This window comes from Scytonema sp. HK-05 (genome assembly GCF_963872035.1).
Lineage (GTDB): Bacteria > Cyanobacteriota > Cyanobacteriia > Cyanobacteriales > Nostocaceae > Kalymmatonema.
The window spans coordinates 15,286-37,680 of sequence record NZ_CAWMYC010000146.1; the positions used below are offsets into that span (position 1 = coordinate 15,286).

At 42.7% G+C, this 22,395-nt stretch carries 28 protein-coding genes; 11 read left to right on the plus strand and 17 right to left on the minus strand.

Translation table 11 applies throughout. The features are described from left to right. Nucleotides 1-152: 152 nt before the first annotated feature. Nucleotides 153-887, minus strand: a complete 735-nt coding sequence (locus AACT52_RS33210) for a TIGR04283 family arsenosugar biosynthesis glycosyltransferase (RefSeq protein ID WP_073634866.1) — start codon at nt 885-887, stop codon at nt 153-155. 183 nt (nt 888-1,070) lie between these two features. After that, complete coding sequence (locus AACT52_RS33215; protein WP_073634867.1) at nt 1,071-1,409, minus strand: carbon dioxide-concentrating mechanism protein CcmK; 339 nt, start codon at nt 1,407-1,409, stop codon at nt 1,071-1,073. Nucleotides 1,410-1,747: 338 nt separating this feature from the next. On the opposite strand from AACT52_RS33215, the gene AACT52_RS33220 reads away from it, so the two are divergent. The 3 genes from AACT52_RS33220 (at nt 1,748) to AACT52_RS33230 (ending at nt 3,385) form a co-directional block, all read left to right on the plus strand. Further along, a complete protein-coding gene (locus AACT52_RS33220; RefSeq protein WP_073634868.1) occupies nt 1,748-2,155 on the plus strand; it encodes a polysaccharide deacetylase family protein in 408 nt (135 codons plus the stop codon). Between the two features lie 452 nt (nt 2,156-2,607). Further along, entirely contained in the window at nt 2,608-2,976 is a 369-nt protein-coding gene (locus tag AACT52_RS33225) for a hypothetical protein (protein ID WP_445263937.1), read from the plus strand. Between the two features lie 181 nt (nt 2,977-3,157). Further along, nucleotides 3,158-3,385, plus strand: coding sequence for a hypothetical protein (locus tag AACT52_RS33230; protein WP_073634870.1), 228 nt, complete (start codon nt 3,158-3,160; stop codon nt 3,383-3,385). Between the two features lie 139 nt (nt 3,386-3,524). Here the strand turns inward: AACT52_RS33230 and AACT52_RS33235 are convergent, their stop codons facing one another. Beyond that, nucleotides 3,525-3,836, minus strand: a complete 312-nt coding sequence (locus AACT52_RS33235) for a BMC domain-containing protein (RefSeq protein WP_073634901.1) — start codon at nt 3,834-3,836, stop codon at nt 3,525-3,527. A 243-nt stretch (nt 3,837-4,079) separates the two neighbouring features. Beyond that, nucleotides 4,080-4,730 (minus strand): hypothetical protein, encoded by a 651-nt coding sequence (locus AACT52_RS33240; RefSeq protein WP_073634871.1) that lies wholly within the window; start codon nt 4,728-4,730, stop codon nt 4,080-4,082. 644 nt (nt 4,731-5,374) lie between these two features. Here AACT52_RS33240 and AACT52_RS33245 point away from each other — a divergent pair. The 3 genes from AACT52_RS33245 (at nt 5,375) to AACT52_RS33255 (ending at nt 8,720) form a co-directional block, all read left to right on the plus strand. Further along, on the plus strand, nt 5,375-6,808 hold the full coding sequence (locus AACT52_RS33245) for an APC family permease (RefSeq protein WP_073634872.1): 1,434 nt from the start codon (nt 5,375-5,377) through the stop codon (nt 6,806-6,808). A 513-nt stretch (nt 6,809-7,321) separates the two neighbouring features. Further along, nucleotides 7,322-8,158: a sulfite exporter TauE/SafE family protein gene (locus AACT52_RS33250; RefSeq protein WP_073634873.1), complete on the plus strand. Its 837-nt coding sequence runs from the start codon at nt 7,322-7,324 to the stop codon at nt 8,156-8,158. A 1-nt stretch (nt 8,159) separates the two neighbouring features. Further along, nucleotides 8,160-8,720 carry a DUF1634 domain-containing protein gene (locus AACT52_RS33255; protein ID WP_073634874.1) on the plus strand — a complete coding sequence of 187 codons (561 nt, stop codon included), beginning with the start codon at nt 8,160-8,162 and terminating at the stop codon, nt 8,718-8,720. Between the two features lie 509 nt (nt 8,721-9,229). Here the strand turns inward: AACT52_RS33255 and AACT52_RS33260 are convergent. Beyond that, nucleotides 9,230-9,475 (minus strand): hypothetical protein, encoded by a 246-nt coding sequence (locus AACT52_RS33260; RefSeq protein WP_073634902.1) that lies wholly within the window; start codon nt 9,473-9,475, stop codon nt 9,230-9,232. 387 nt (nt 9,476-9,862) lie between these two features. Here AACT52_RS33260 and AACT52_RS33265 point away from each other — a divergent pair, with 387 nt between their 5' ends. After that, nucleotides 9,863-10,324: a hypothetical protein gene (locus tag AACT52_RS33265; protein ID WP_073634875.1), complete on the plus strand. Its 462-nt coding sequence runs from the start codon at nt 9,863-9,865 to the stop codon at nt 10,322-10,324. A 210-nt stretch (nt 10,325-10,534) separates the two neighbouring features. Here AACT52_RS33265 and AACT52_RS33270 read toward each other — a convergent pair whose 3' ends face one another. Both AACT52_RS33270 and AACT52_RS33275 read right to left on the minus strand, forming a co-directional pair. Further along, a complete protein-coding gene (locus AACT52_RS33270) occupies nt 10,535-10,750 on the minus strand; it encodes a hypothetical protein (protein ID WP_073634876.1) in 216 nt (71 codons plus the stop codon). Nucleotides 10,751-10,842: 92 nt separating this feature from the next. Then, nucleotides 10,843-11,520: a GntR family transcriptional regulator gene (locus AACT52_RS33275; protein ID WP_073634877.1), complete on the minus strand. Its 678-nt coding sequence runs from the start codon at nt 11,518-11,520 to the stop codon at nt 10,843-10,845. Between the two features lie 102 nt (nt 11,521-11,622). Here AACT52_RS33275 and AACT52_RS33280 point away from each other — a divergent pair, with 102 nt between their 5' ends. Then, complete coding sequence (locus AACT52_RS33280) at nt 11,623-13,254, plus strand: 2-isopropylmalate synthase (RefSeq protein ID WP_073634878.1); 1,632 nt, start codon at nt 11,623-11,625, stop codon at nt 13,252-13,254. Nucleotides 13,255-13,339: 85 nt separating this feature from the next. On the opposite strand, the gene AACT52_RS33285 is transcribed toward AACT52_RS33280, so the two are convergent. Then, entirely contained in the window at nt 13,340-14,401 is a 1,062-nt protein-coding gene (locus tag AACT52_RS33285) for a serine hydrolase domain-containing protein (RefSeq protein WP_073634879.1), read from the minus strand. 69 nt (nt 14,402-14,470) lie between these two features. Then, nucleotides 14,471-15,049: a carboxymuconolactone decarboxylase family protein gene (locus AACT52_RS33290; protein WP_073634880.1), complete on the minus strand. Its 579-nt coding sequence runs from the start codon at nt 15,047-15,049 to the stop codon at nt 14,471-14,473. 167 nt (nt 15,050-15,216) lie between these two features. Between AACT52_RS33290 and AACT52_RS33295 the strand changes: the two genes are divergently transcribed. Then, nucleotides 15,217-15,783, plus strand: coding sequence for a TetR/AcrR family transcriptional regulator (locus tag AACT52_RS33295; RefSeq protein ID WP_073634881.1), 567 nt, complete (start codon nt 15,217-15,219; stop codon nt 15,781-15,783). A gap of 77 nt (nt 15,784-15,860) precedes the next feature. Here AACT52_RS33295 and AACT52_RS33300 read toward each other — a convergent pair whose 3' ends face one another. The 5 genes from AACT52_RS33300 to AACT52_RS33320 form a co-directional block, all read right to left on the minus strand. Further along, on the minus strand, nt 15,861-16,013 hold the full coding sequence (locus tag AACT52_RS33300; protein WP_198941035.1) for a hypothetical protein: 153 nt from the start codon (nt 16,011-16,013) through the stop codon (nt 15,861-15,863). Between the two features lie 40 nt (nt 16,014-16,053). Continuing rightward, entirely contained in the window at nt 16,054-17,019 is a 966-nt protein-coding gene (locus AACT52_RS33305) for a hypothetical protein (protein WP_073634882.1), read from the minus strand. A 99-nt stretch (nt 17,020-17,118) separates the two neighbouring features. Continuing rightward, a complete protein-coding gene (bla, locus tag AACT52_RS33310) occupies nt 17,119-18,261 on the minus strand; it encodes a class A beta-lactamase (RefSeq protein WP_073634883.1) in 1,143 nt (380 codons plus the stop codon). Nucleotides 18,262-18,348: 87 nt separating this feature from the next. After that, a complete protein-coding gene (locus AACT52_RS33315) occupies nt 18,349-18,510 on the minus strand; it encodes a hypothetical protein (protein ID WP_158054886.1) in 162 nt (53 codons plus the stop codon). Beyond that, entirely contained in the window at nt 18,511-19,137 is a 627-nt protein-coding gene (locus AACT52_RS33320; protein ID WP_073634884.1) for a hypothetical protein, read from the minus strand. It abuts the gene before it with no gap. Nucleotides 19,138-19,270: 133 nt separating this feature from the next. Between AACT52_RS33320 and AACT52_RS33325 the strand changes: the two genes are divergently transcribed. Further along, on the plus strand, nt 19,271-19,492 hold the full coding sequence (locus tag AACT52_RS33325) for a hypothetical protein (RefSeq protein ID WP_073634885.1): 222 nt from the start codon (nt 19,271-19,273) through the stop codon (nt 19,490-19,492). Nucleotides 19,493-19,634: 142 nt separating this feature from the next. On the opposite strand, the gene AACT52_RS33330 is transcribed toward AACT52_RS33325, so the two are convergent. Next, the gene (locus AACT52_RS33330; RefSeq protein ID WP_073634886.1) at nt 19,635-19,838 is read right to left on the minus strand and encodes a DUF433 domain-containing protein; all 204 of its coding nucleotides are present in this window, start codon (nt 19,836-19,838) and stop codon (nt 19,635-19,637) included. Between the two features lie 140 nt (nt 19,839-19,978). Between AACT52_RS33330 and AACT52_RS33335 the strand changes: the two genes are divergently transcribed. Then, the gene (locus AACT52_RS33335; RefSeq protein WP_073634887.1) at nt 19,979-21,031 is read left to right on the plus strand and encodes a hypothetical protein; all 1,053 of its coding nucleotides are present in this window, start codon (nt 19,979-19,981) and stop codon (nt 21,029-21,031) included. Between the two features lie 14 nt (nt 21,032-21,045). On the opposite strand, the gene AACT52_RS33340 is transcribed toward AACT52_RS33335, so the two are convergent. Together AACT52_RS33340 and AACT52_RS33345 are read right to left on the minus strand one after the other, a co-directional pair. Then, nucleotides 21,046-21,621, minus strand: coding sequence for a Uma2 family endonuclease (locus AACT52_RS33340; RefSeq protein ID WP_073634888.1), 576 nt, complete (start codon nt 21,619-21,621; stop codon nt 21,046-21,048). A 98-nt stretch (nt 21,622-21,719) separates the two neighbouring features. After that, nucleotides 21,720-22,295, minus strand: a complete 576-nt coding sequence (locus tag AACT52_RS33345; protein WP_073634889.1) for a transposase — start codon at nt 22,293-22,295, stop codon at nt 21,720-21,722. Nucleotides 22,296-22,395 lie beyond the last annotated feature (100 nt).

Here is a 22,395-nt window from a genome sequence, read left to right on the forward strand (position 1 = left end):
TCATTTATTGAATTTTTTTGTGAATGTAAAATATATCATTCCTCTTCAGATTAGAAACAATAGTATACTATATTATTTTGAAAAAGCGACGAAAAATTTAGAAGTACCCATGAGGGTACTTTTATAATCTCCTGGATGTTGAAAAAGCTAGGTTAAGAGCGAACATCCTCATAAAACTGCTTCAGGTATTGTGGCGAAACGCCCAAACCCCAAAGAAAGCCAATATAAAGATATATGGCTGTGGCTTTCAGGAAACCCCAATGTGCCACACGGCGATCGCTACTTAGGACAACGCGGTTCACCAGGTGGATTCGCCCCTGCTGCACCAGCTTCAGGCATAAGTCAGCTTCTTCCATAATTGGAAGATTGCTGTCAAAACCCCCAGATTTCCAAAAATCCCCACGGCGTGCAAAAATGACTTGATCCCCAAATAACAAACGCAGTCCTTTAAAGAACAGGTGTGGGCGAAAAAGCAATGGCGCGTAATAACTTTTTACAAAATTGTGTAGTGACACTCCCCAACGCGTAGTTTTCTCACCTGTCATTAAAGAAATAAAACCTCCACCAGCAACAGTTTTGTCTACTAGTGTTTGTTCAATGATTGCCACAAGGTCATCTGGAACCAACGTGTCTGCGTGCAAAAAGCAGAGGATTTCTCCCGTTGCAACTTCCGCGCCTTGGTTCATTTGTGCAGCGCGTCCGCATTTTTTGGCAGCAATGACGGAAACTCCTGCTTCGTGGGCTATAGCGACAGTTTCGTCAGAACTGCCACCATCTATAACCAGCACCTCACGAGCGGCGGGTACCAGTATACTGAGATGGCGTAGTGTGCGTCCGAGACATTGAGCTTCATTGAGGGTGGGGATAATAATCGAGACACTAGACATAAATTAGTCATTAGCCATTAGTCATTGTAGAGACGCGCCATGGCGAGCCAGCGCCCTTTGGAGGGTCTCCCTCCGCAGGCGACTGGCGGCGCGTCTCTACATCTTTGTCATTAGTAAACATTAAAAAAGTTGGTTCTCATGTCTTTTTGACTGTGAACTACCGACTATTGACTAAACTACTAACTACCTGCGTACGATAGGATTTTCCACCGCTTGTCTGTACTCTTGCACTTGGTCTGTGTAACCGATAGGCAGAACGGCTTCGACGTTTTCATGGGGACGAGGAATAATGACCCAAGATTCCAAGGTACCGCCATGAACTTGTTCTACTGCCGCAATACCAGCTTGCATGGCGGTTTTTACCTCAGATACATCCCCACGAATATTAACTGTAAAACGAGCGCTACCCACTCTTATATAACCTACGAGGGTGACTCGACCAGCTTTGACCATCGCATCTGCCGCTGCAAGCACGGCAGGAAATCCCTTTGTTTCTATCGATCCAACTGCCTGTAGTGACATTGCTTATCTCCTAAATAAATAATCAAGTAAGTAGATCGGGTAAGACAGGGATATCGCTCCCCCCTTTCCCCTATTAAATTTGAGGGTACAACTTTAAGAGCACTCGACTCAAGCAAGTCACTATGCTTACTGAAGAAGTAGCTTTATAGAAGGTGTTCGCACCCATCGTAAGCGTATATTTTTTTTGATGGCAGTACAAGTAGATCAATATTTGGCTTGATAGTAGCTTGATACTAGCTGTAAATCGTCAGGACTACAACGCAGGTAAAAAAGTCAAAGTATAAAAGTCCTTTAAGAAATGGTCAATTTGCGTCAGTCCCCGCAACTTTGCCCAACAGATGGAAGTGTTACGCAAGTTTGGCGAAGTTGTTTCGTTACAGCAATTAAACCAGACATTGCAACAGGGCAAGACTCCTCAATCTGTGACACACCCATTTTTATCTTTTTTACCAGTCGATAGACAGAAGCAGGAGATTCAAGAGAGCAAAACTCGTCTTGAGGAGATTATAGGACAACCAGTGGTGAGTTTTGCATATCCCCACGGCAACTACTCAGAGGAAACAACAGCTTTAGTGCGGGAAGCGGGATTTACCAATGCTTGCACAACCTATCCTCGTACTGTACGGCGGTGGGGTTGGGCAAGGAACAGTGCCGGAAGCGATCGCTTGAAATTACCTCGCGTTGTCGTCAAAGATTCGGATGGAGAAGAGTTTGCCAAACAGTTGTCTGAGTGGAGAGCAAGTTGAATGGTGCATGAAATCGCACCTTTTGAGGGGTGCGACCTAATATAAATTCCTAGCGAGAAGGCTTTGACTGGCGCAGAATCAGAACTACAACTACTCGAACCAACCCAGTCAGAGAGCTAATTAGGATAGCGATGAGGATAGCTGACGGTGTTACGCTGTACATCCCTGAACAAACAGGGCATACGCGATAGCAATCCCCTCACTACTAAGAGCAAGGGAAAAGGAGCCGTCCCTCAAAGCCCGGATCATAATGTTCCGATCGCCTGCTGCGGAAGCTCCAGTCGAATCGCTACTGGATTCAACTGGATGCTCTAGAACGATTGCTCAACTCTGACCAACCGACTGAATTTGCAGATTCTTATTGGCTAACGTTTTTCCAGCTGTGTCTCACTAGTATCCAATTCCAAAGTCTGCTGGTGCTAACCTCTCAAGCGTTACCTAAGAAGATGGCAGTGCTGAAAGATCGTAAGTTTTGGCATTGGGCAGAGCTAAAGGGATTATTATCGTCAGAATGCTTAGATTTATTCGCCAAGCACGGTATTTCCGCCAGTGAAGAAAATACACTCACGTTGAGCAAAATTGGGCAAGCCTATGAAGGGCACCCGCTTGTACTCCAGGTAATTGCGGGGGAAATTTGCGAAGACTTCGATGGCAACGTTACTCAGTATTGGGAACGCTATGGCGATGAGTTTGAACAAGTGGCACGAAAACTAGAAGCAAAACGAGTTGATTCGTTTCTCTACAATCAGGAGCTTAAGGAACGGGTGCGCGAACGGGTAGAAGAATCGCTGAAGCGACTTTCATCTGATGAGAGGAGTTAGTTCAGCAAGCGTTAGCATCACCAGATGAAATTCGACGTAGCAGCAGGGATGCTGAAGTTTTCTTGTTTTACCTAATGCGACGAGAAAAACGTTGGGTTGTGGCAGTTGCTCGACGCTTAAATGGAGAAGGTTACTTAATTACGGCTTATCAAACGGATGCGATAAAAGAGGGCGAAACGATATGGCTCAGATAAAGGTCTTTTATGAACCAGAAATGGAATTATTAACTGTGTTTTGGCAATCCCCAAGAAAAGAGCAAATCAGCACTGAACTTGGAGATGGAGTGATTCTCATCAAAGATGCAACAAGTGGTGAGCCGATTGGTTTAGAAATTCTCTCTTACCGTCCTGGAGACAACCGCTTTGATGCGGTAAGCGTTGAGTTGGGTCAATTGAGTTCAGTCCAGTAGCTAACTGAACAAATCTCCCACAGTAAGATTGAAATCTTGGACAAACTCTGGCACATGCAAACGTGCTTCTGGTTCATCAAAAACATCCTTCGCTACACCGGACAGCTGGTTTGAGCGTTAGCGGTGTCCCATTTGCCAGTTACGTTATTCGGAACGGTTCTGATTTTTGAGTGAAATGGATCGGCAGAATACTTTCTACATTCTCTGGCGGATTAGGGACGATGTAGTGGGTGATAACGTGACCACCATTAGATTGATTACCTGCTTCAATACCCGCCTCAACTGCTCTTCTCACCTCAGCAGTGTGTCCCCGAACGGCGACTAACATCCGAGCGCTTTCCGCTAGCCCATAATAGACAATGGTGACTGCAGCAGCTTTCACCATTGCGTCCGCTGCTGCTAGCACAGCCGGAAAACCCTGGGTTTCAATGACTCCAACCGCCATTGGCATGGCTTTATACTCCAACAATTGGTGATATTCATTGTACAAGGAAGCACTCACAATTGCTGAACACACTTCCAACTAAAAAATCTCCAATTTGTAGTAATCCTAGAAACAATGGTGGGTTACGGCGCACTTAGTCCTGTATGGAAAACCTCGACTGTCATGCGCCTAACCCACGTTACACAATGGATAATTTATTTGTTGGAAATCCCTTATCACCCAATCCCTAATCCCCAGTCCCCTTTACGATTAATTTGTAGGTGCACTGGTGGCTCGTGTATCTATGAATGCCTGAGAAACTTTCGGTACATACCAGTTGATCTTCTCACCTTTTCCCAGTGGAGTTACAGGAACATTGAATTCAACTGCTCCCGTACCTTGATTTGTTGTCAAAACTAAGTTGGTTCCTTTCGGCACTTTAATGACAGCACCACCCGTCAATTCTTGATTTTGTCCGTCAGGGGTAAGGGCGATCGCCGTGACATCATTTGGTATATAAACTCCCTGACAGTCCCAGTTGCTCTGAGTTGTTTGACCATTCCCTAAAAAATACAATCCTGCATCGTAGGGAAAATCATCATCATCAACATTTTTTGGTAGGGGTCCGTAGACAGCGAGAGTCTTTCCTGTTTCATTCCGGCACTGTCCCCAGTTGATCCCCGACTCGATAGTGTATTTTTGAAACTCTAGCTCATTGAGTCTAGTTTCGATTTGCTCTGGCGTCAAATCTTCAAGTTGCGTTTGTGTATTTTTCACTGAACGCAACTGATTAATCTCTTTAGTCAATGCTTTGTATTCAGGGCTTTTAGTAAATTTTGGTGCATCTGCCAAAGAAGGCTCAGCAAAAACTAAATTTGCCAACAATATTAGCACCATCAAAATACATTTGAAAGCTTTCATGACTTTTACCCAAAATGATTGACAAAAACATTTTTAACCTTATGTCTTATGAGCAGAATTCGCAACATTGTACTTACTGCGTACTTACTGCCACTATGGCTCTGCGACTTACGCCTTTGTCTTACTAAGTTAACAGCTTACAATACCATCTATACTGATTTTTTACAACCTTAATAAAAAGTTAATTATAGAAAGTATTTTTACGCTTACCGTATCTCTGCAATTTGCCTTGAGCTAGCCATACAGATACTTTGATGATTCACCAGGGCTAAATTTGAAGTTACTCGATTGGGATTTTATGTATTATCTGTTACTAAAATTTTGTAGTTTAAAAGACTTATTATCCTAAAAAAACAAAATTGAAGTATTCCGATGCACTTTATGTAAATTACGCTTTTTTAAAGCAAGCTGATTTTTCATCTATCAAAAGACTTGATTATAAAAATGACATAAGGTAGGATTTAGTTTGCCAAGAAAACTAAACATAACAACTAAGTTCATTTCATTGTTTAAAAGAAATCAGTTAGAATTGTGTTGCCAAAATATTTGATTCAAAAGCTCTTTAATAATTCCGCAAATTCCTATCTTTATATGCGCCTTTCCCAAGTTTAAAACTAGCAAAATGAAAAAGGAAATATCATTGCATGACTAGTGCTCATGGCTTAAAGACAAACTGTCTATCCTTTGGAGAAGTACTAGCGCAATCGTTTGCCGTCATAGCTCCCACGACAATCCCAGCATCCAACATCGGCTTAATCGTAGCACTGTCAGGAAACGGCACCTGGCTAAGCTTTCTCATCGGCTTGCTTGGGCTAGTGTTTGTCAGCATCAACATCAACCATTTTGCTAGTCGTTCAGCTTCGCCTGGCTCACTTTACTCGTATATTGTTAAAGGACTAGGTCCAACAGCAGGTGTGATTTGCGGCTGGAGTTTGGTCCTGGCATACTTGTTTACAGGGATGTCAGTGTTGTGCGGTTTTGCCAACTTCAGCAGTATTTTGATTGGTCATTTGGGCATCCATCCCTCCAGCATTACATTGTTGGCATTAGGCGCAGGGATTGCTTGGTATGCGGCGTATAAAGATATCCAACTGTCTGCGATCGCCATGCTGTGGATGGAGGGAATTTCCCTAGTCCTGATTGCGCTGTTGTGTCTTTTGATCTGGGCGCACAAAGGTTTTGCACTCGATATGCCACAACTAACCCTAGAAGGTGTCACTCCTGGTAGTCTGGCAACAGGGCTAGTGCTGGTGATGTTTGGCTTTTCTGGGTTTGAAAGTGCCACTTCGTTGGGTGATGAAGCTAAAAACCCACTGCGAACTATCCCTAGATCTGTAATGGGTAGTGCAATTCTCGCTGGTTTGTTCTTCCTTTGCACAAGCTATATTGAAGTCCTAGGTTTTCGTGACGCAGGCGTTTCCATCACCAAGACTGAGGAACCATTGGCTTTCCTTTCCCAACAGATAGGCATGGGATTTTTAGGAGATTTGATTGCCTTTGGTGCGCTGTTTAGTTTCTTTGCCTGTGTACTTGGTTGTATCAATCCGGCTGCCAGAATTTTCTTCATGATGGCGCGTCACGGGTTGTTTCATTCTCGCTTAGGTGCAGCGCACTCATCCAACCGTACACCCTACGTAGCAGTAACGATGTGTTCGTTCCTGACGTTCTTGGTTCCGGCGGTGATGGCGCTCTTTCACATCAAATTGTTCGAGAGTATGGGTTATTTAGGAGCTATCTGTAGTTATGGATTTTTGACAGTCTACATCCTGATTTCGATCGCGGCTCCAGTTTACCTGCACAAGATGAGAAAACTGCGTCTGCATCATGTTGTGTTCAGTTTATTGGCAGTCGGCTTCATGATGATTCCTGTGCTAGGTAGTGTGGGAATTCCTGGTAGTACCATGTTCCCTGTGCCAGAACCTCCTTACAACGTGTTTCCTCACCTGTTTTTGTTATATCTGGTAATCACTTGTGGCTGGTTCTTTATGCAAAGGCTTCGCTCTCCAAGAATTGTTGTGGAAATGCGCCAAGGAATTGAAGAAATTCACACCAGATTCAACGACAGGCAAAAGCTTTAATTTCAATTGGGATTAGGTGCGTTTATTTTGGTAGAAAGTGGCATCTTGACTTTACTACCTCTAGTTCTAAGAGAATTATCGCTTTCTCTGGCTGCAAATAAATAAACCTCTTGTAAAAGCCAATTGGATGATGCAGGAGACCACGTAACACCAGATGTACGCAGATAATTAACTAGTGTTACTCCCTTCCCAATCTAAAATTACCTAAAGCTCTCTAACTCTTACCTCTGTGTCCTCTCTTGCCTCGTGCGGTTTTTTAATTAAGTAATCTTCGGGCGGGAAGGGAGTAATCTCTGTGCATCTGTGGTTCTAAATATTCATTAATCATACTTTTGGAATAAGTTGAATAGAATGGGGTAGTGCTGAAAGTTATGAAAACTTGAAATTTGTTTTCACCCATCTACCACAAAAAGAATTAATCAACTATCATAAGTATGAAAATCAAAACTTTATTTATCCGTCTACAAATATCATTTTTTATTTAAAAATATCTATAAAATAGAGGAAGAAAATTTGAATATTCTAGAGTTTTCTTTACTAGTTTGGATTGGGTCATTAACTGCAGGCTTTTTAGGAGCGCTCACGGGTTTAGGGGGTGGAGTTGTCATTGTCCCCTTATTAGTTTCAGTCTTTGGAGTTGATATCCGCTACGCAGTTGGTGCTTCCTTGGTGTCTGTCATTGCGACTTCCCTAGGTGCGGCATCTACATATATTAAGCAAGGATATACTAATTTGCGATTGGGAATGTTTTTAGAAGTAGCGACAACAATCGGAGCTTTAATAGGAGCAATGATAGCCACTTTTATTTCTGTCAAAGCATTGTCCATCGTCCTTGCTGTTGTTCTACTTTATTCGGCTTTCCTGTCACAACAACCCAAACTCGACAACCTTGAAACTGAGTCACCTGATCCCACAGGAACTTATTTACAACTCAATGGTACTTGCCCAACTCCTGAAGGACTGATGTCTTACCAAGTTCATTCTGTCCCCGGTGGGTTTAGCGTGATGTTAGTCGCTGGAATTCTTTCTGGATTACTTGGCATTGGTTCGGGAGCATTTAAAGTCTTGGCGATGGATCAAATTATGCGTATCCCGTTCAAAGTTTCTACAACCACCAGCAATTTTATGATTGGCGTCACCGCAGCAGCTTCAGCAGGAGTTTACCTAGTGCGGGGTTACATCGATCCAGGACTATCAATGCCGGTCATGTTGGGAGTATTGCCTGGTGCTTTTTTGGGGGCGCAAGTCTTGATAGGAGCCAAAACTCAGACTTTGAGAATTATCTTCTCTCTTGTGCTGGTGGTTATGGCGTTCAAGATGGTCTACAACAGTTTAATGGGGGGGCTTTAAAATGACTAAAACTTTTGGTTTCTGGTGGGGTTCATCTACATCATTAGAATCATCAGAGGGTGAAGTTATTAAATTCCAATTGCAGCAGGAAAAACCAAACAGTGATATTCAAGAGTTAGCCCAGCAAAGCGTTAGCACGGTGGCGAAATTCCCCAGTGACTGTGAGGTTGATGCAAACAAGGAAGATACGAAAACACTCAGCGAACTGCAATTTGAGGAGCTACTTAGTAATTTACTAAAATACGGCGTCATCATTGCTAGTACTGTCGTTTTAATAGGTGGCATATTGTACTTGATTCGCCACGGTGGTGAACCAGCCGACTATCATTTTTTTCAAGGAGAACCATCTTATTTCCGTTCTCCCACTGGTGTTGTGACTGCGGTGTTGTCAGGTAGTCGTCGTGGCATTATTCAACTTGGACTGCTGCTACTTGTTGCGACTCCTATTATTCGCGTGGTCATTTCTCTATTAGTTTTTCTACGGCGGCGAGATTTTACATACATCGTTATTACTTTGATAGTTCTAACTGCGCTAATTTATAGCCTTTTAGGAGCGTATTAAGCTGTTGTGCCTTTAAGAAAGCACAATTTGGGCGGGCAGGATGCCCACCCCACAAGAATTTCATTTAAATATGGTATGCAAATTATAGGATTGTTAGCTTATTAATTAATCATTATTTCTCAAGGGTGCGTGTCACTTAACCACAACGCACTCTTTAACTACAGCTTCTCAGTGAGATTAAAGCACTTTTCATTTATATAAACTACAAACTAATTGGTAGGGGCACAGAGCATTGCTTATTGATGTCAACTTAAGCTAAAAACCTTGTAATTACGTTACATCATACTTTTATACAGGCACACAATTCTCGCTCCACCCCACCCCGGTTTTGTCTTGCGCCAAAACCGCCCCTCCCCGCAAGCGGGGAGGGGATTAAGGGGTGGGGTGAAATCAACGTGAGATAAAGGTTTGAACATTAAGTTGACACCAATAAGCAATGCTCTGTGCCCCTACAGGTAACCTGTATTCTGCCTAATTGAAAACTACTGTAAAGCTTGAAATTGGATAATCTAGCCCAGGTTTTGTTGAATTAGCTGTACTAAATAATCTCTAATTAAATTAATTCCATCAGTAGGAAATAAGACTAATAAAACAGCAGCCGTTAAGGTAAACAAACCAATAATTAAAGCTAAAAATCTTCCAAAAAAACCAGGATTAATTTCAGCAAAACCTAATTTAGCTTGTCCGATAACAGAAATAGTAAGGAAAACAGTTCCCGCTATTAACAAGAAAGTCGTTAAAGGTGAATTAGTCATATTTTTAATAAAAAGCATTATTTTGATTATAGCTATTGCCTGCTTTGCTCAGTACTACGAATTTTAGAAATAAGAATCCTTCTCATATGGTTTCCCTCGTCCCTCATCCCCTAAACTCCGCGTGGGAATGAGAAGGAATAGCCATATGCTGGTGGTTTGATCCCTCATATCTTGCACCTAACCGTAGAAAACCGTACAAGCTAAAAAGATATGCGATAAAGCTACATGATTTTTCTTGGCTTTTCTCGCTAAATAAAGGACTTTTGGTTTAGTACTGACTATTAAATTACACAAATTTTTCTGAGTGCAAGATGTGAGTTCCCCTACTAGACTTTTTCTTGGTTTTGCGGTTAAAGTACGGTTATGACATAGGAATTATGCATTATCATGACAAACCTCCCAATATTCCGTCAGGAGTCGAGCGTAGCAGGAGAAGGTACCCCACAGCAGTTACAGTCTGCTGCTCTTGGGGACTGGAAACAAAATACGTTTAAAAAACTCAGAGGCGGATTTTTTCTAGTTCTTGGATATTTGCTCTCACCACTATGTTGGTGGAATGATTTGTTATTTAATTTGCCAATTGCTTATGGTTTTGGATATATCTGTAGTTTATTTTACCCTAAGTTACTCTTGCCTGGCTCAATTATAGGATATTGGCTTTCTAACATTATTGGTATCCTCTTGATGCAATTCGGAGCTATGGATGTTCTACAAAATCAATCCAAGGAGCGTAATTTGAAAAAAGAATTACTTTCGGGTGTAGTTACCTCAACCATCTATACTCTTGTGATTCTGGCATTAGTTCAGTTGAAAATTATCGACGCTGCTGTGCCGCTGTTGGGTAGCTAATTTATCTGGTGCCGTACTCTCGGCTAACGCACCCTACATCATTTATAGCAGTCCGCCCTTGGAGAGCGTGAAAAAACAAGACCCCCGACTTCTTTAAGAAGTCGGGGGTCTAAATCACAAATGAAATAGGATTGCTATATATTATATTTTTTCACATTTTTCATAGCGGTAAATGCAGTAATAATGAAGAGTCTGTGGAATTTCTAACAACTAAATACCTACTATAGATGTTGATTTCTCAATGGCTTTGAGGTAGGGAATCAATTCTTCTAAAGTATCAGCAAACATAAAAGGCACAGCGACTCCATCTTGAACAATCAGTTGCATACAGTACTTAGAGTAAATATGAACACCATTATTATTTGTTTCAACACAGGAATCTGGTAACGCTGTGATGACAACTTGATTAAAATACTTTGATACCACAAAAAACCTCTTTAGGGAAAATTATCGAGCATAGCTGTATTATTCCCAAGACTGATGAAGAAGTTGTGAAGAAGTTGTGGAGATGATGTGAATTAGGTGTGACGGTTTTGTTGCAAGTATGCAACTAGCTGCTCTCCTGCGGTGTCAATGTGTCTTTTTAGTAGCCTAACAGCAGCTTTAGTATCATGCTGTTGACAAGCTTCTAATAATTGATAGTGTTCCTTTTGCGATCGCTCTAGGTAATCCATCTGACTCATTTGAAGGCGGACATAGCGGTCTACATTCAAGTGCAGGGTTTTAATGATTGTCAGCAGGCGAGGACGTTCGGCGGTTGCATAAAGCGTTTCATGGAATTCCCAGTTGAGTTTCGCAAGCATTCCTGCATCAGTAACCTGGTCTGTCTGTGCCAAAATCTCAGATGCTTTTTCTAAATCTGATGCGGTTAGCTTGGGAATTGCCAGTTGAATCGCTTTCACCTCCAAGGCGCTCCTAATCTCGAATATTTCTTGCGCTTCTGCTGGGGAAAGTGCAGAAACCATTGCTCCTCGATTAAGATGGAGCGTCACTAATCCTTCTGCCTCAAGTTGACGCAGAGCTTCCCGCACAGGTATGCGGCTGACTCCAAACTGAGTCGCAATTTCATCCTGTCTAAGGGATTGTCCTTCCTGAAAAATTCCCCGCACGATCGCTTCTCGCAAAGCATCGGCAATCAAATCTGGGGTACTGCGCTGTTGTTGCAGCACATTGGCTGCTAAGTCATTTAAGTTCATAATTTATTCAGTTCATAATTTATATTGTATACAATTTTATGTATACAATATTCAAAAGCATTGGTCTAACAATCCCTTTTATTAACACCACGGGAGACAGTCATGAGCATTCGACCTCAACCAGACCGGGTCATTATCTTCGACACCACGCTACGAGATGGCGAACAGTCACCAGGCGCAACACTGCTGGTAGAAGAGAAACTGGCGATCGCTCATCAACTGGCTCTACTAGGTGTTGATGTGATTGAAGCAGGATTTGCGGTAGCCAGTCCTGGAGATTTTGAAGCTGTTAGAACCATAGCTCAACAAGTCGGCGTGTCAGGTGGACCGATTATTTGCTCTTTGGCAAGGGCAATTCGACAGGATATTCAGGCGGCGGCTGAAGCATTACAATCGGCTGCTCATCGGAGAATTCACACTTTTCTTTCCACTTCAGATATTCACCTGAAGTACCAGTTGAAAAAGTCTCGGAGTGAGGTTGTGGCGATCGCCGAAGAAATGGTCGCTTATGCCAAGTCTTTTGTCGAGGATGTAGAATTCTCACCGATGGATGCAAGCCGGACTGATCCAGAATTCCTCTATCAAGTGTTGGAACGAGTGATTGCAGCAGGTGCAACCACGATTAACATTCCTGATACTGTTGGTTACTGTACACCCAAAGACATGGCGGCGCTGATTCAGGGTGTTCAAGAAAATGTGCCTAATATTAATCAAGTCATTCTTTCGGTTCATACTCAAAACGATTTGGGTTTGGCGACAGCAAATGCCTTGACGGCAATTGAAAATGGTGTACGTCAGGTGGAGTGTACAGTTAACGGAATTGGTGAACGAGCAGGAAATGCCGCACTCGAAGAGATTGTCATGGCATTGCAGGTTCGCAAACCTCATTTCAATCCCTACTTTGGTCGTCCGGTTGATTCCGATGCACCCTTAACGAACATCAAGACGCAAGAGATTTACAAAACCTCTTGCTTGGTTTCGCAATTCACAGGAATTGTGGTTCAGCCGAATAAAGCGATCGTTGGAGCAAATGCTTTTGCTCATGAATCTGGAATTCACCAAGATGGTGTGCTCAAACATCGGCAGACTTATGAGATTATGGAAGCTGCTGACATAGGTCTTTCTGAAAACAGCATTATTTTGGGCAAGCACTCTGGAAGGAATGCTTTCCGAACCAGGCTGCAGGAATTGGGGTTTGAGTTGAGTGAAGCAGATTTGAACAAAGCTTTTATGCGGTTCAAGGAAATCGCCGATAAGAAAAAGGAAATGTCCGATTGGGATTTAGAGGCGATCGTTCGGGATGAAACGCAAATTCAAGTAGACAAAGGCTTTCAACTCGAACACGTCCAAGTCACCTGTGGTGATTGCACCTGTCCGACTGCAACCATCACAGTTGTGACTCCCAACGGAGAAATTTTCACTGATGCAGCAGTGGGAACTGGTCCAGTAGATGCTGTTTATAAAGCTATCAATCGACTTGTGCAGATTCCTAATCAACTGATTGAGTTTTCCGTTCAATCTGTGACTGGTGGAATTGATGCTCTAGGAACAGTCACAATTCGCTTACGGCATGAGGAGCGCATTTTCTCTGGACAAGCTTCTGATACTGATATTGTAGTCGCAGCAGCGTATGCTCATATGAATGCACTCAATCGCCTTTATCGATACTTGCAAAGGCAGACAGAGAAGTCCCATGCTTCAGGTTCTGCCTCAGTTCTTAATTTTCTAATTTAATTTCTGGCGTTGCTGAATTCAGGGATGATTCTTGTGGGGTAGGCATCCTGCCTGCCCAAAAAATTCAAGGGACGGGCTGTCTGGCTCATCCCATGATCATATTACGGATTATTTCGCGCAAGCGATCGTGCACAGAAAACACCCGCGAGATATCAGAACTTAGCCATGCAGTATTTTCCAATACGACCACACTAACCTGTTGTTGTGGGTAATAAATTAACGTCGATATATAACCGGGTACGTAGCCGCTATGACTCAGTTCCAACAGACCTTCGCGAGCAGATACTTGAATGCCTAAACCATAGCCGAGTACTCCCCAACGATGCGATCGCTTTGCAGAAGGCGTTGGGGTAATCATCGCACGGTAGGTTAATGCTTTGAGAAGTTTTCCACCGTGCAAACACGTGTTCCAGCGTTGCAAGTCACCAACTGTCGAAATGATTCCGCCCGATGGATTGGTGGTTGCGTCCCGGTTTGAGTCTTCAGTTTTCAAAGTACCGTCAGACTCCTCGGTGTAACCGGTGGCAAGGTGAGGTAATAATTTCTGCAAAGCACTAATGGTTCCTGATGGTGGCACGCTGGTTCTATTCATGCCACACGTCTTGAATATGCTATCTGCATTGGCAGTGAACGATTTTCCCGACGTTTTCTCGACGATAGAGCCGAGCAGATCGTATTCGAGATTTGTATAAACAAAAACCGTACCAGGCTGACTACGCAGCGGTGCGTCAAGTTTATCGATGCCGGACGTGTGGTTCAGTAGTTGTTCCACTGTGACAACGTTTGCCCAAGTCTCAGTCAGGTTTGGCAAATAGGTCTTGATTGGTGCGCCAAGCCGTAGGCGTCCATTGTCGGCTTCACGGAGCACGATCGCGGCCGTCATTTGTTTGCTAATCGAGCCGATGATGAACTGGCTGTCTAGTGCCAGTGGTGTATTTCGGCTTCGGTTCGCTTGTCCCCAAGCCTTTCCGTACAACACCTGCTTTCCCTTTGTAATCAACACCGCTCCATTAAAGGGGTGTGGCGTATCTTGACGCAATAGTGCGTCGAGATGCTGTGTCAGATGGGATTCAACAGATGCGGATGCAGCCCAAAGCGGAGATGCAAACAGAAACAGTGTCAACACTGAGAAACAAAATTTAAACATTTAAACATTGGATCATCTTTCTGCCCGTGATTTTCACATAACCAGTTAGTTGATGCGAATGCGATCGCCTTACTGTGATGTGTTCATGCCTTCAGACACGCTGGGTTTTGACCAAGCATAGCGCTTAAACGCGTTATCGAGTGGCGTTTGAGCAATGTGATTGGTGTAGTTGTGGATGACTTTCACAGCGATACCAAGAATGACTTCTAAAACCTGCTGCTTTGTGTAACCAGCCTTCATAAAGGTCTCGATTTCGTCATCACTAACCCAACCACGAGCTTGTACCATTCGCTGTGTAAAGTGACGAAGTGCCTGTAATTTTGGGTCTTGCAGAGGTTCACCATTTCGCATGGCATTTATATCCTCGCTTGGCAAACCAACCATTTTTGCCAAACCTGAGTGTGCTGCCATGCAGTAGTGGCAATCATTTTCATAATTAACTGCTAGGTATACTACCTGTTGTTCAAATGGACTAAAGCTGGTTGTGCTGAAAAGATCCCACACAGCCATACCACCCTTCAAAAGTGCAGGGGCAAGAGCACATATACCCTCTAGATTGGGAATCAAGCCAAATGTTTCCTTGGCGTGGTGCAGAGCTTCTTTGGACTCTTCGGGGGCGGTTTCCAGAGTGTAAACAGTGAATTCCATGAGATTGTATCTTGTGAAGTATTGGCATAACACAACATTGCGTGCTCAAGGGTAAAGACCTGATATTTACACTCATCGCACACTTGTTGCTGAGTAGACAAGTTTGTCTACACTCAGTAGAATACTTTAAGTAGACAAGTTTGTCTACATGGATAAGAAAACAACATATGGCATCAGATACCAACCAAATTTATGATCGCATCCTAGAAACTGCCTCCCAGCTTTTCTACCAGAAGGGGATTCAGCACGTTGGGATTAACGAAGTGATTGCAGCTTCAGACGTTGCAAAACGGACGTTTTATAAATACTTCCCCTCAAAAGACCAACTCATTTTGGAAGTGATGCGCTATCGCGAAAAGCAGTGGTTGGCGTGGTTTCAGAAAGCTGTTGAGGAGCGAGGAAAAACAGCTAAAGAAAAGCTACTCGCAACATTTGATGTGCTTGGAGAGTGGTATGCTCAACCAGACTTTCGGGGATGCCCATTCATTAATGCAGTTCTTGAAATAGCAGATGCAAATCATCCGGCTCATCATGTTTCCATATCGTTGCGTGAGGCAATTCGCACTCATATTATGAAACTAGCAATAGAAGCGGGGGTTCGTCATCCAGAAGCATTCTCTCACCAGTACTTACTGTTAATTGGTGGTGCCAGTCTGATGGCAACAATTGAAGGAACTCCAGCAGGTGCAAACTATGCCCGTCATGCTTTATCGATCCTGATTAATGAGAGTTAGTATCTGTAAGAATTGCCTCAAATTTAAATATGACCTTAGACATGACGAATGTTTGCCCTGCTATTTTCAACTGAGGTTTATTGCATCGCCTGTACCACTCTTGAGGCGATGTTGGACATCACTTTCTCGCGCTCTTCCAGAGGAGCTTTTGAACCGGCGATGAATACGGCGATGCTCCTCTGGACCGCCCTTTGGGCGATCGCATGAGGAAGCTTAAAGATGCTTTGCATAGGAAAGCGCTGCTTGCCATTGAAAAACCAAATTTTACCGCTATTTGTTCATTAGAAACCCAAACCGACTCAAAATAAATTTTTTCTGATTGGGTTGGCTAAGCTTCCATGCGTGAGCGTCGATAACAAAGTGCGCCATAGTCATCCCAAGCAAACCACCTGCTAGAAAATCAATTTGATTTGGCAGATAAACGAAGATTAATCCCCCTAGGAGCAAGCAAAGAAGTAAACTGCACATCGACCTCAACACATTTGCACCCTCAGCAACAGCAGCCATGAACACGATGTATTGTACCGCGTGCGCTGTTGCGTAGGACAAAAAGGTCGTTAATATATCACCGGGCAAGTATGCAGGTACAAAGAAAAGTACGCAGAGAATGAAGAAAATTGCTTTGACAAAAGTAAAACGCGATCGCTTGCTCCACAAAATATATCCCCCAAGGAAGCAAGTAGCCGCCAGAATAAAATATCCTGCAACATAGGACAAGTTGATAAAACTGTGCAGCCATTGAGGTGCAATTTGTAACCCAAGGATTTTCCAGATAGGAAGAATGCCTGTGAGCGCGCTCAAATGTATTGCCTTCCTCTCAAAAACGGAAGCTGCCTTGTTTTGGGCGTAAGAGATAAAGCTGTACACCCCGATATTTTGTTTGCCGTAGTGGTAGGACTGCCACCCCCAGTAGAACAGAAGCAGGAAAGGTTTAATCTGTGGAGAAAATACAAAAATTACCCCAGATGCAAAGAATAGAGCAACTGGGGCAGTAAAATATATCAGCTTATTTTGAATTAAGATTTCTCGAAATTCTTTGCAGGTATAGAAGCAGGCTGTTGCCGGAACATGAGCGATCGCGGTAAACAAAAGAAAATGCTTAAATGGCTCAGTTCCCGATGGATGTAGATGGGGGATACCGAGGAAAGCGATCGGGATAACCGTGCCAAGAAATAAACTTAACTGAAAAATATTCTTGCGGTAGAGCCTGAAAGATAAAGTAAATCGGTCAATCATGCTTAGTGTCGAAGTAAGGTAGATCCCCTAAGCTTTGACCGAAAGTTGTTGTTATTGTTTCACAAATTGACTTAATATCGCTTGTAGCAAGGAATCGGTCTATTGCATCGCCTGTACTACTCTTGAGGCGATGTTGGACATCACTTTCTCGCGCTCTTCCAGAGGAGCTTTTGAACCAGCTATAAATACGGCGATCGCCACACGCTTTCCGTCCGGCGAACTAACAATTCCAACATCATTTGTTGCAGTACCTATGCCGAGAACATCTGCACCTGTACCAGTCTTGTGTGCGATCGACCAATTTTCAGGTAGTCCTGCTTTTAGCCGCTTTTGTCCTGTTGGAGAATCGGTCATTATCTTTAGCAACAAAGCGGTAGAGTTTTCGGACAATAACTGATTTGAGTTCAGCTTTGCCAAAAGGTCAACCATAGCTTCGGGAGTAGCAGTATCTCGTGGATCGGTGAGATACTTTTGGAGAGCAGCTTTCTTGACGCTATCTGGAATCTTTTCCACAGCTTCCTTGTATTTTTGTTCGTCAGCTAATTCAGGTTGAAAGTTTTTGAGTCCCACACTCTCCGGCTGCATCTGCTGCTCTAATCTATCAACGCGAATGTTGCGAATTTGCAGCTTGCTTAAGATAGCATTAACTTGCTTAGTTCCACCAAGCAATCGCACCAAAGCGTCAGCTGCAGTATTATCACTTATTCCCACAGAGCTTTCTAGAACGTTTCGCAGTGGGATCTGTACTCTATCACCTTTGAATTCCTTGATCATAGGACTCGATCCAGGAGCAAAGTCCTGACGCATAATGGTGACTAATTGCTTGAGCGAAATCTTGCCCTCGTCTACTTGTTTTAAAACGGCTATGCCAGAAGGAAGCTTATACACGCTTTGCATGGGAAAGCGCTGCTTACCATTGAGAAACCAGCTTTGACCGCTATTAAGGTCCAAAACCCCGATGCCGACTTTACCTTGAGCTGCTGAAACATCAAGATTTTTTAACCGTTCTTGAAATAATCGAGTATTGGACTGTGCTGGAGTGAGCTGTGCGCTTACTTTCATCATTCCACCTGCAAGCGGTGCGGTTTGATGAATTTGTTGTTGCTGTAAGGATGACTCAGCGATGCTTGGAGATGAAGAAGTTAGAGATGGTTGTTGTGCTTTGACTGGAAGCAACATCAACGAAAGCAGAATAACGACTCCAAACGAAAGGCAAAAACGACGTACAAAGACTGAAAACATCTGCTGTTTAATTTCTAGGTGTGAATATTTTTCCTAGGCTATTATCTACTTTCTTGATGTCTGCTCTATTTCTGGTCAAAACTGTGGTCAAATCGGAAAATTATAGCGCTTGTCATCTGAATCAAGTACAGATTTATCTGTGTCCATCTGTGTCCATCTGTGGTTCATTATTTCTTTGTGTACCTTACCCAATTGCAAACCGCTATAAATATAAATAATTCGCTCAATCGAGGATATAACATTTAACATTTATTTTTCTCGAATCCACAGTGCTAGCCCACCTCCACGACCGCGAGCTGCAATCAAGTCTTCTGTTACTAAAAAAAACGCAAAGAAGGGTAGTTTCGCTACCGGTTGACTATAAAAATTCTCCGCCTGACCTTTTCCGCCTCGTATCTGACCGCTGTAAATCACACGACCAAACAGACTGATTTGCATTTGGATAAAGTCAAACGCCAATAGGTTTTTCTTTCCTGGGTATTGTGCTGGTCCTTGAAGCTTTAATAAAACAGGATTCAATTGAACAGAATTGCTAATTTCCGCTCTAGCTGAAGTCGCATCTGAAGCTTGTGTGGTATGAAAGGAAATATGAGTTGGAGCGAACTTAGGCAGATAAAAACCTTTGCCCAAGACAATTCCAGCTTGCTTTCTGACTTTTCTGGTTCCAGTGACAAAGCATAGCCGCCATTGACCAACCAAAGACTCAAAAGGATACGTCACTCGTTGCTGTTTAGCAGCTTTTTCCGCTTGCAGCAAAGCATTGACTACGACTTCAGCACTAGGGCGATGATTCGTGTGTCCTTGATACGCAGTCGCAGCGAGTGAGAGTACGCTGACAAAATCAGGTGAGGCTTGTGATGTTAAATCGACTGTCATGAGGGCACTCCAGATTTTGCAACCTAATACTCTGGATAAATCATAACGTTAATATATTATCTGTTTTGCTGAATCAGATATAACCATTTGTTGAAATAGAGCCTAGAGCCTGAGATTTCTTCACACAGAGTTTATGTCAAATTATCATGCAGTACGTTATCTAGCTGAAAGTCTCACCCCTGATGAGCAAATGCGGTTGATTCAAGAATTGTCAAGCTTAATTCGTCAACGGGTGACGATGACACCTAAGCCCAAGCGCAGCATTTTGGAATTGGAAGGGTTGGGTAAAGAAGTCTGGAATGACATTGATGCTCAAGAATATGTCAATCAGGAACGCGACTCATGGAATGGTTAGCCCAGTTACAAGGGCAAATTGTCGGCTTGGATACAGCACCATTAATTTATTTTTTTGAAGAAAATTCCACTTATTTGGAGATGAGCGCGATCGCATTTTGATGAGGGCGATCGCACTTCAGCATGCATCCATTAGGTGGACATCAAACCTCATCTGCAAAGGCTAAAGCTGCTTGAATTCCTTCGCGCCTAAGTCGCGGGTGAGCGTGCAAAATCTGTTCTGGGGTTTCTCCCGCAGCTAGCTTTTCTAAAATTAACTCAACAGTGATGCGTGTTCCCGCAATAAGGGGTTTTCCCATCATCACTTTTAGATCGGATACAACCATTTGTTTAAGCTGCTTCTGCATTTTTACCTCTAGTTATATTTTTTATAGGGTGCGATCAGACTTTGGATAAGATGAGAGCAATCCTATAAGAGGTTGGCTGTCTGTCATAAAGCAGAATACACATCCTATAATAACCTTTCAGTACTTTCTTGCTCTTGATTATGGATTCTGGATTAGCCAGCCTCAAGATGGAATTTCGTGAATTTTGTGTAAATAATATGGTTTTACGCGATATTGGCGATATTTTTTCGGCAGTTGGATTACAACCTGGTACTGTAAATTCTCCATTTATTAGTGGTTCACGTCGTACTCTTGTGGAGGCATATTATTCCTCTATTGACTGGAAAAATCCAGCGGATGTAAAAAGTTTTTTAAAAGCCATTGAATTTGTTTTAATTCAATCCTATGTACCAGAAGATAGCAAAAATCAATTACGAAATATCTGTACCATTTGTGGTTTTGAAATAGACAAAAATGGGCATAGTCTTTACTTAACAAGCGCAGGCATAGGTCGTCAATTTAAAAATTTGATATTCGCTGCTGATGGACCCAAGCCAGAGATCGTACTTTCAGATGCAGTTAGCAATGATATAGAAATAGTGAAAAATGCTGAATATTGTCTTGTGTATGACCGACCGATAAAACGTCACGGCTTATTATGGTCAGAACTTATAGATTGGTGGAGGAATATTAATCAAGGCGTTTTCCCTAAAACAATAGAAACTATTGATATTGAAAGAAAACTTTACGCTCGCTTACGTAAATCATTAGGTAGCAAAGAGGAAGAATTAATTTATAAAACTTATTTTAAGTATTTCCGCCAGGAGTTAACAGAGAAACTCCCAGCACTTATTCCGCAGGTATATTTGCACTATGATCCATATACTTTAAGGCAGCGCCAATTTTCAGGAGACAAGCAATTACCTCGTCAAAGAATGGACTTTTTACTTTTACTGTCTGACCAATATCGCATAGTAATTGAAGTTGATGGAATGCAGCATTATTCAGAAATAGATACTGATTCACAAAAATATGTTGCTAGTTCAAAACTATACGCTGAAATGGTGTCTGAGGATAGAAAACTTAGACTAGCCGATTATGAAGTTTACCGATTTGGTGTTTCTGAACTTAAAGAAATAAACGCAGAAAATCTCATTTATAGTTTTTTCCGCCAATTATTTGAAAAATATTCTTTGTTAGATAAAATAAAATGATTATCTTATAATTATTACCAAAGCGCCTCCAAATTCAAAACAAACCCAGACAGGACATCTTCCCCTGACAAACTAGCAGGAGATTCAACCACCTCAACCTCTTGCCCTTGGCGATAAATTTCTACTTGCCGAGACTTACGATTAATTAACCAACCCAAACGATCGCCATTATCTCTGTATTCCGTCATCTTCTCCTGAGCAACTTTCAAACTATCACTCGGCGAAAGTAACTCAACTACAAAATCAGGACAAAGCGGTAGAAATCTTGTTTGTTGTTCTTGAGTTAGTGCATTCCAGCGTTCCAGTGTTACCCAAGAAGCGTCAGGGGAACGATCCGCACCGTTGGGAAGCTTAAAACCACCAGAGGAATCAAAGGCGATGCCTGTTCCATCTGCCTCCGCCCAATTAAATAACTGCTGATTTAGCCTACCATTACGGTTGCTTGTTTCTCCCCCTACAGGTGGCATGATAATTAATTCTCCGGTTGGAGTGCGTTCAAACCTCAAATCGCGGTTTGCCTGACATAGCTGGAAAAATTGCTCATCTGTCAGTTCAATGACTGCATTGAGATTAACTGTTAGGGCAGTCATAGGAGGGAGATTGAGAATTGAGAATTATATATTTATTTTTACCGATTATATTGTAGAGACGCGCCATGGCGCGTCTCTAGAACGTGAAATGCAATGCATCACATCCACAAATTTGCTGGATTATTCTTGTCATGTTCCCATTTGAGGGGGTTATTAATAATGTATTCTCGAATCTGGTCTAGAGAACCATCAGCACGAATGATATGCTCGTAAAATCTTGTTTGCCAACCAAAATGCTCTTGACCATTTTTCCTGCACCAACGGGTGACAGATGATTTGTAGGCGTTAATAATAACCTGCAATGAACCACGTTTTAGAGGTGCAAATTTATTTGATTGGTCTGTTGCTTGCGTTTGATTTTGGTGTAGAGACACGCCATGGCTCATCTCTATATTATGGGGTTTGTCTATAACCACTATGCCATGCACATGATTGGGCATAATGACATAAGCATCTACATATATATATTCAAAATGGCTGGGAATGTCTGCCCAATATTGTTGTGCTATTTGTCCTATTTCCGATAAGCGTACTTTCCCCTCAATGACATCACCAAAAAACGATTGGCGCTGATGCGTGCATATGGTCACGAAATACCATCCATTGGCAGCATAGTCCCGATTTGGCAACCGAATAGATTCAATTCGATATTTATCTTTGAACTTGGGCTTCATAGGTTGCGGTAGATTGTGTAAAGACGCGCGATATTGTGTAAAGACGCGCCATGGCGCGTCTCTACATTTGGCGTGTTTACACGGTTATAACCTACTCAAT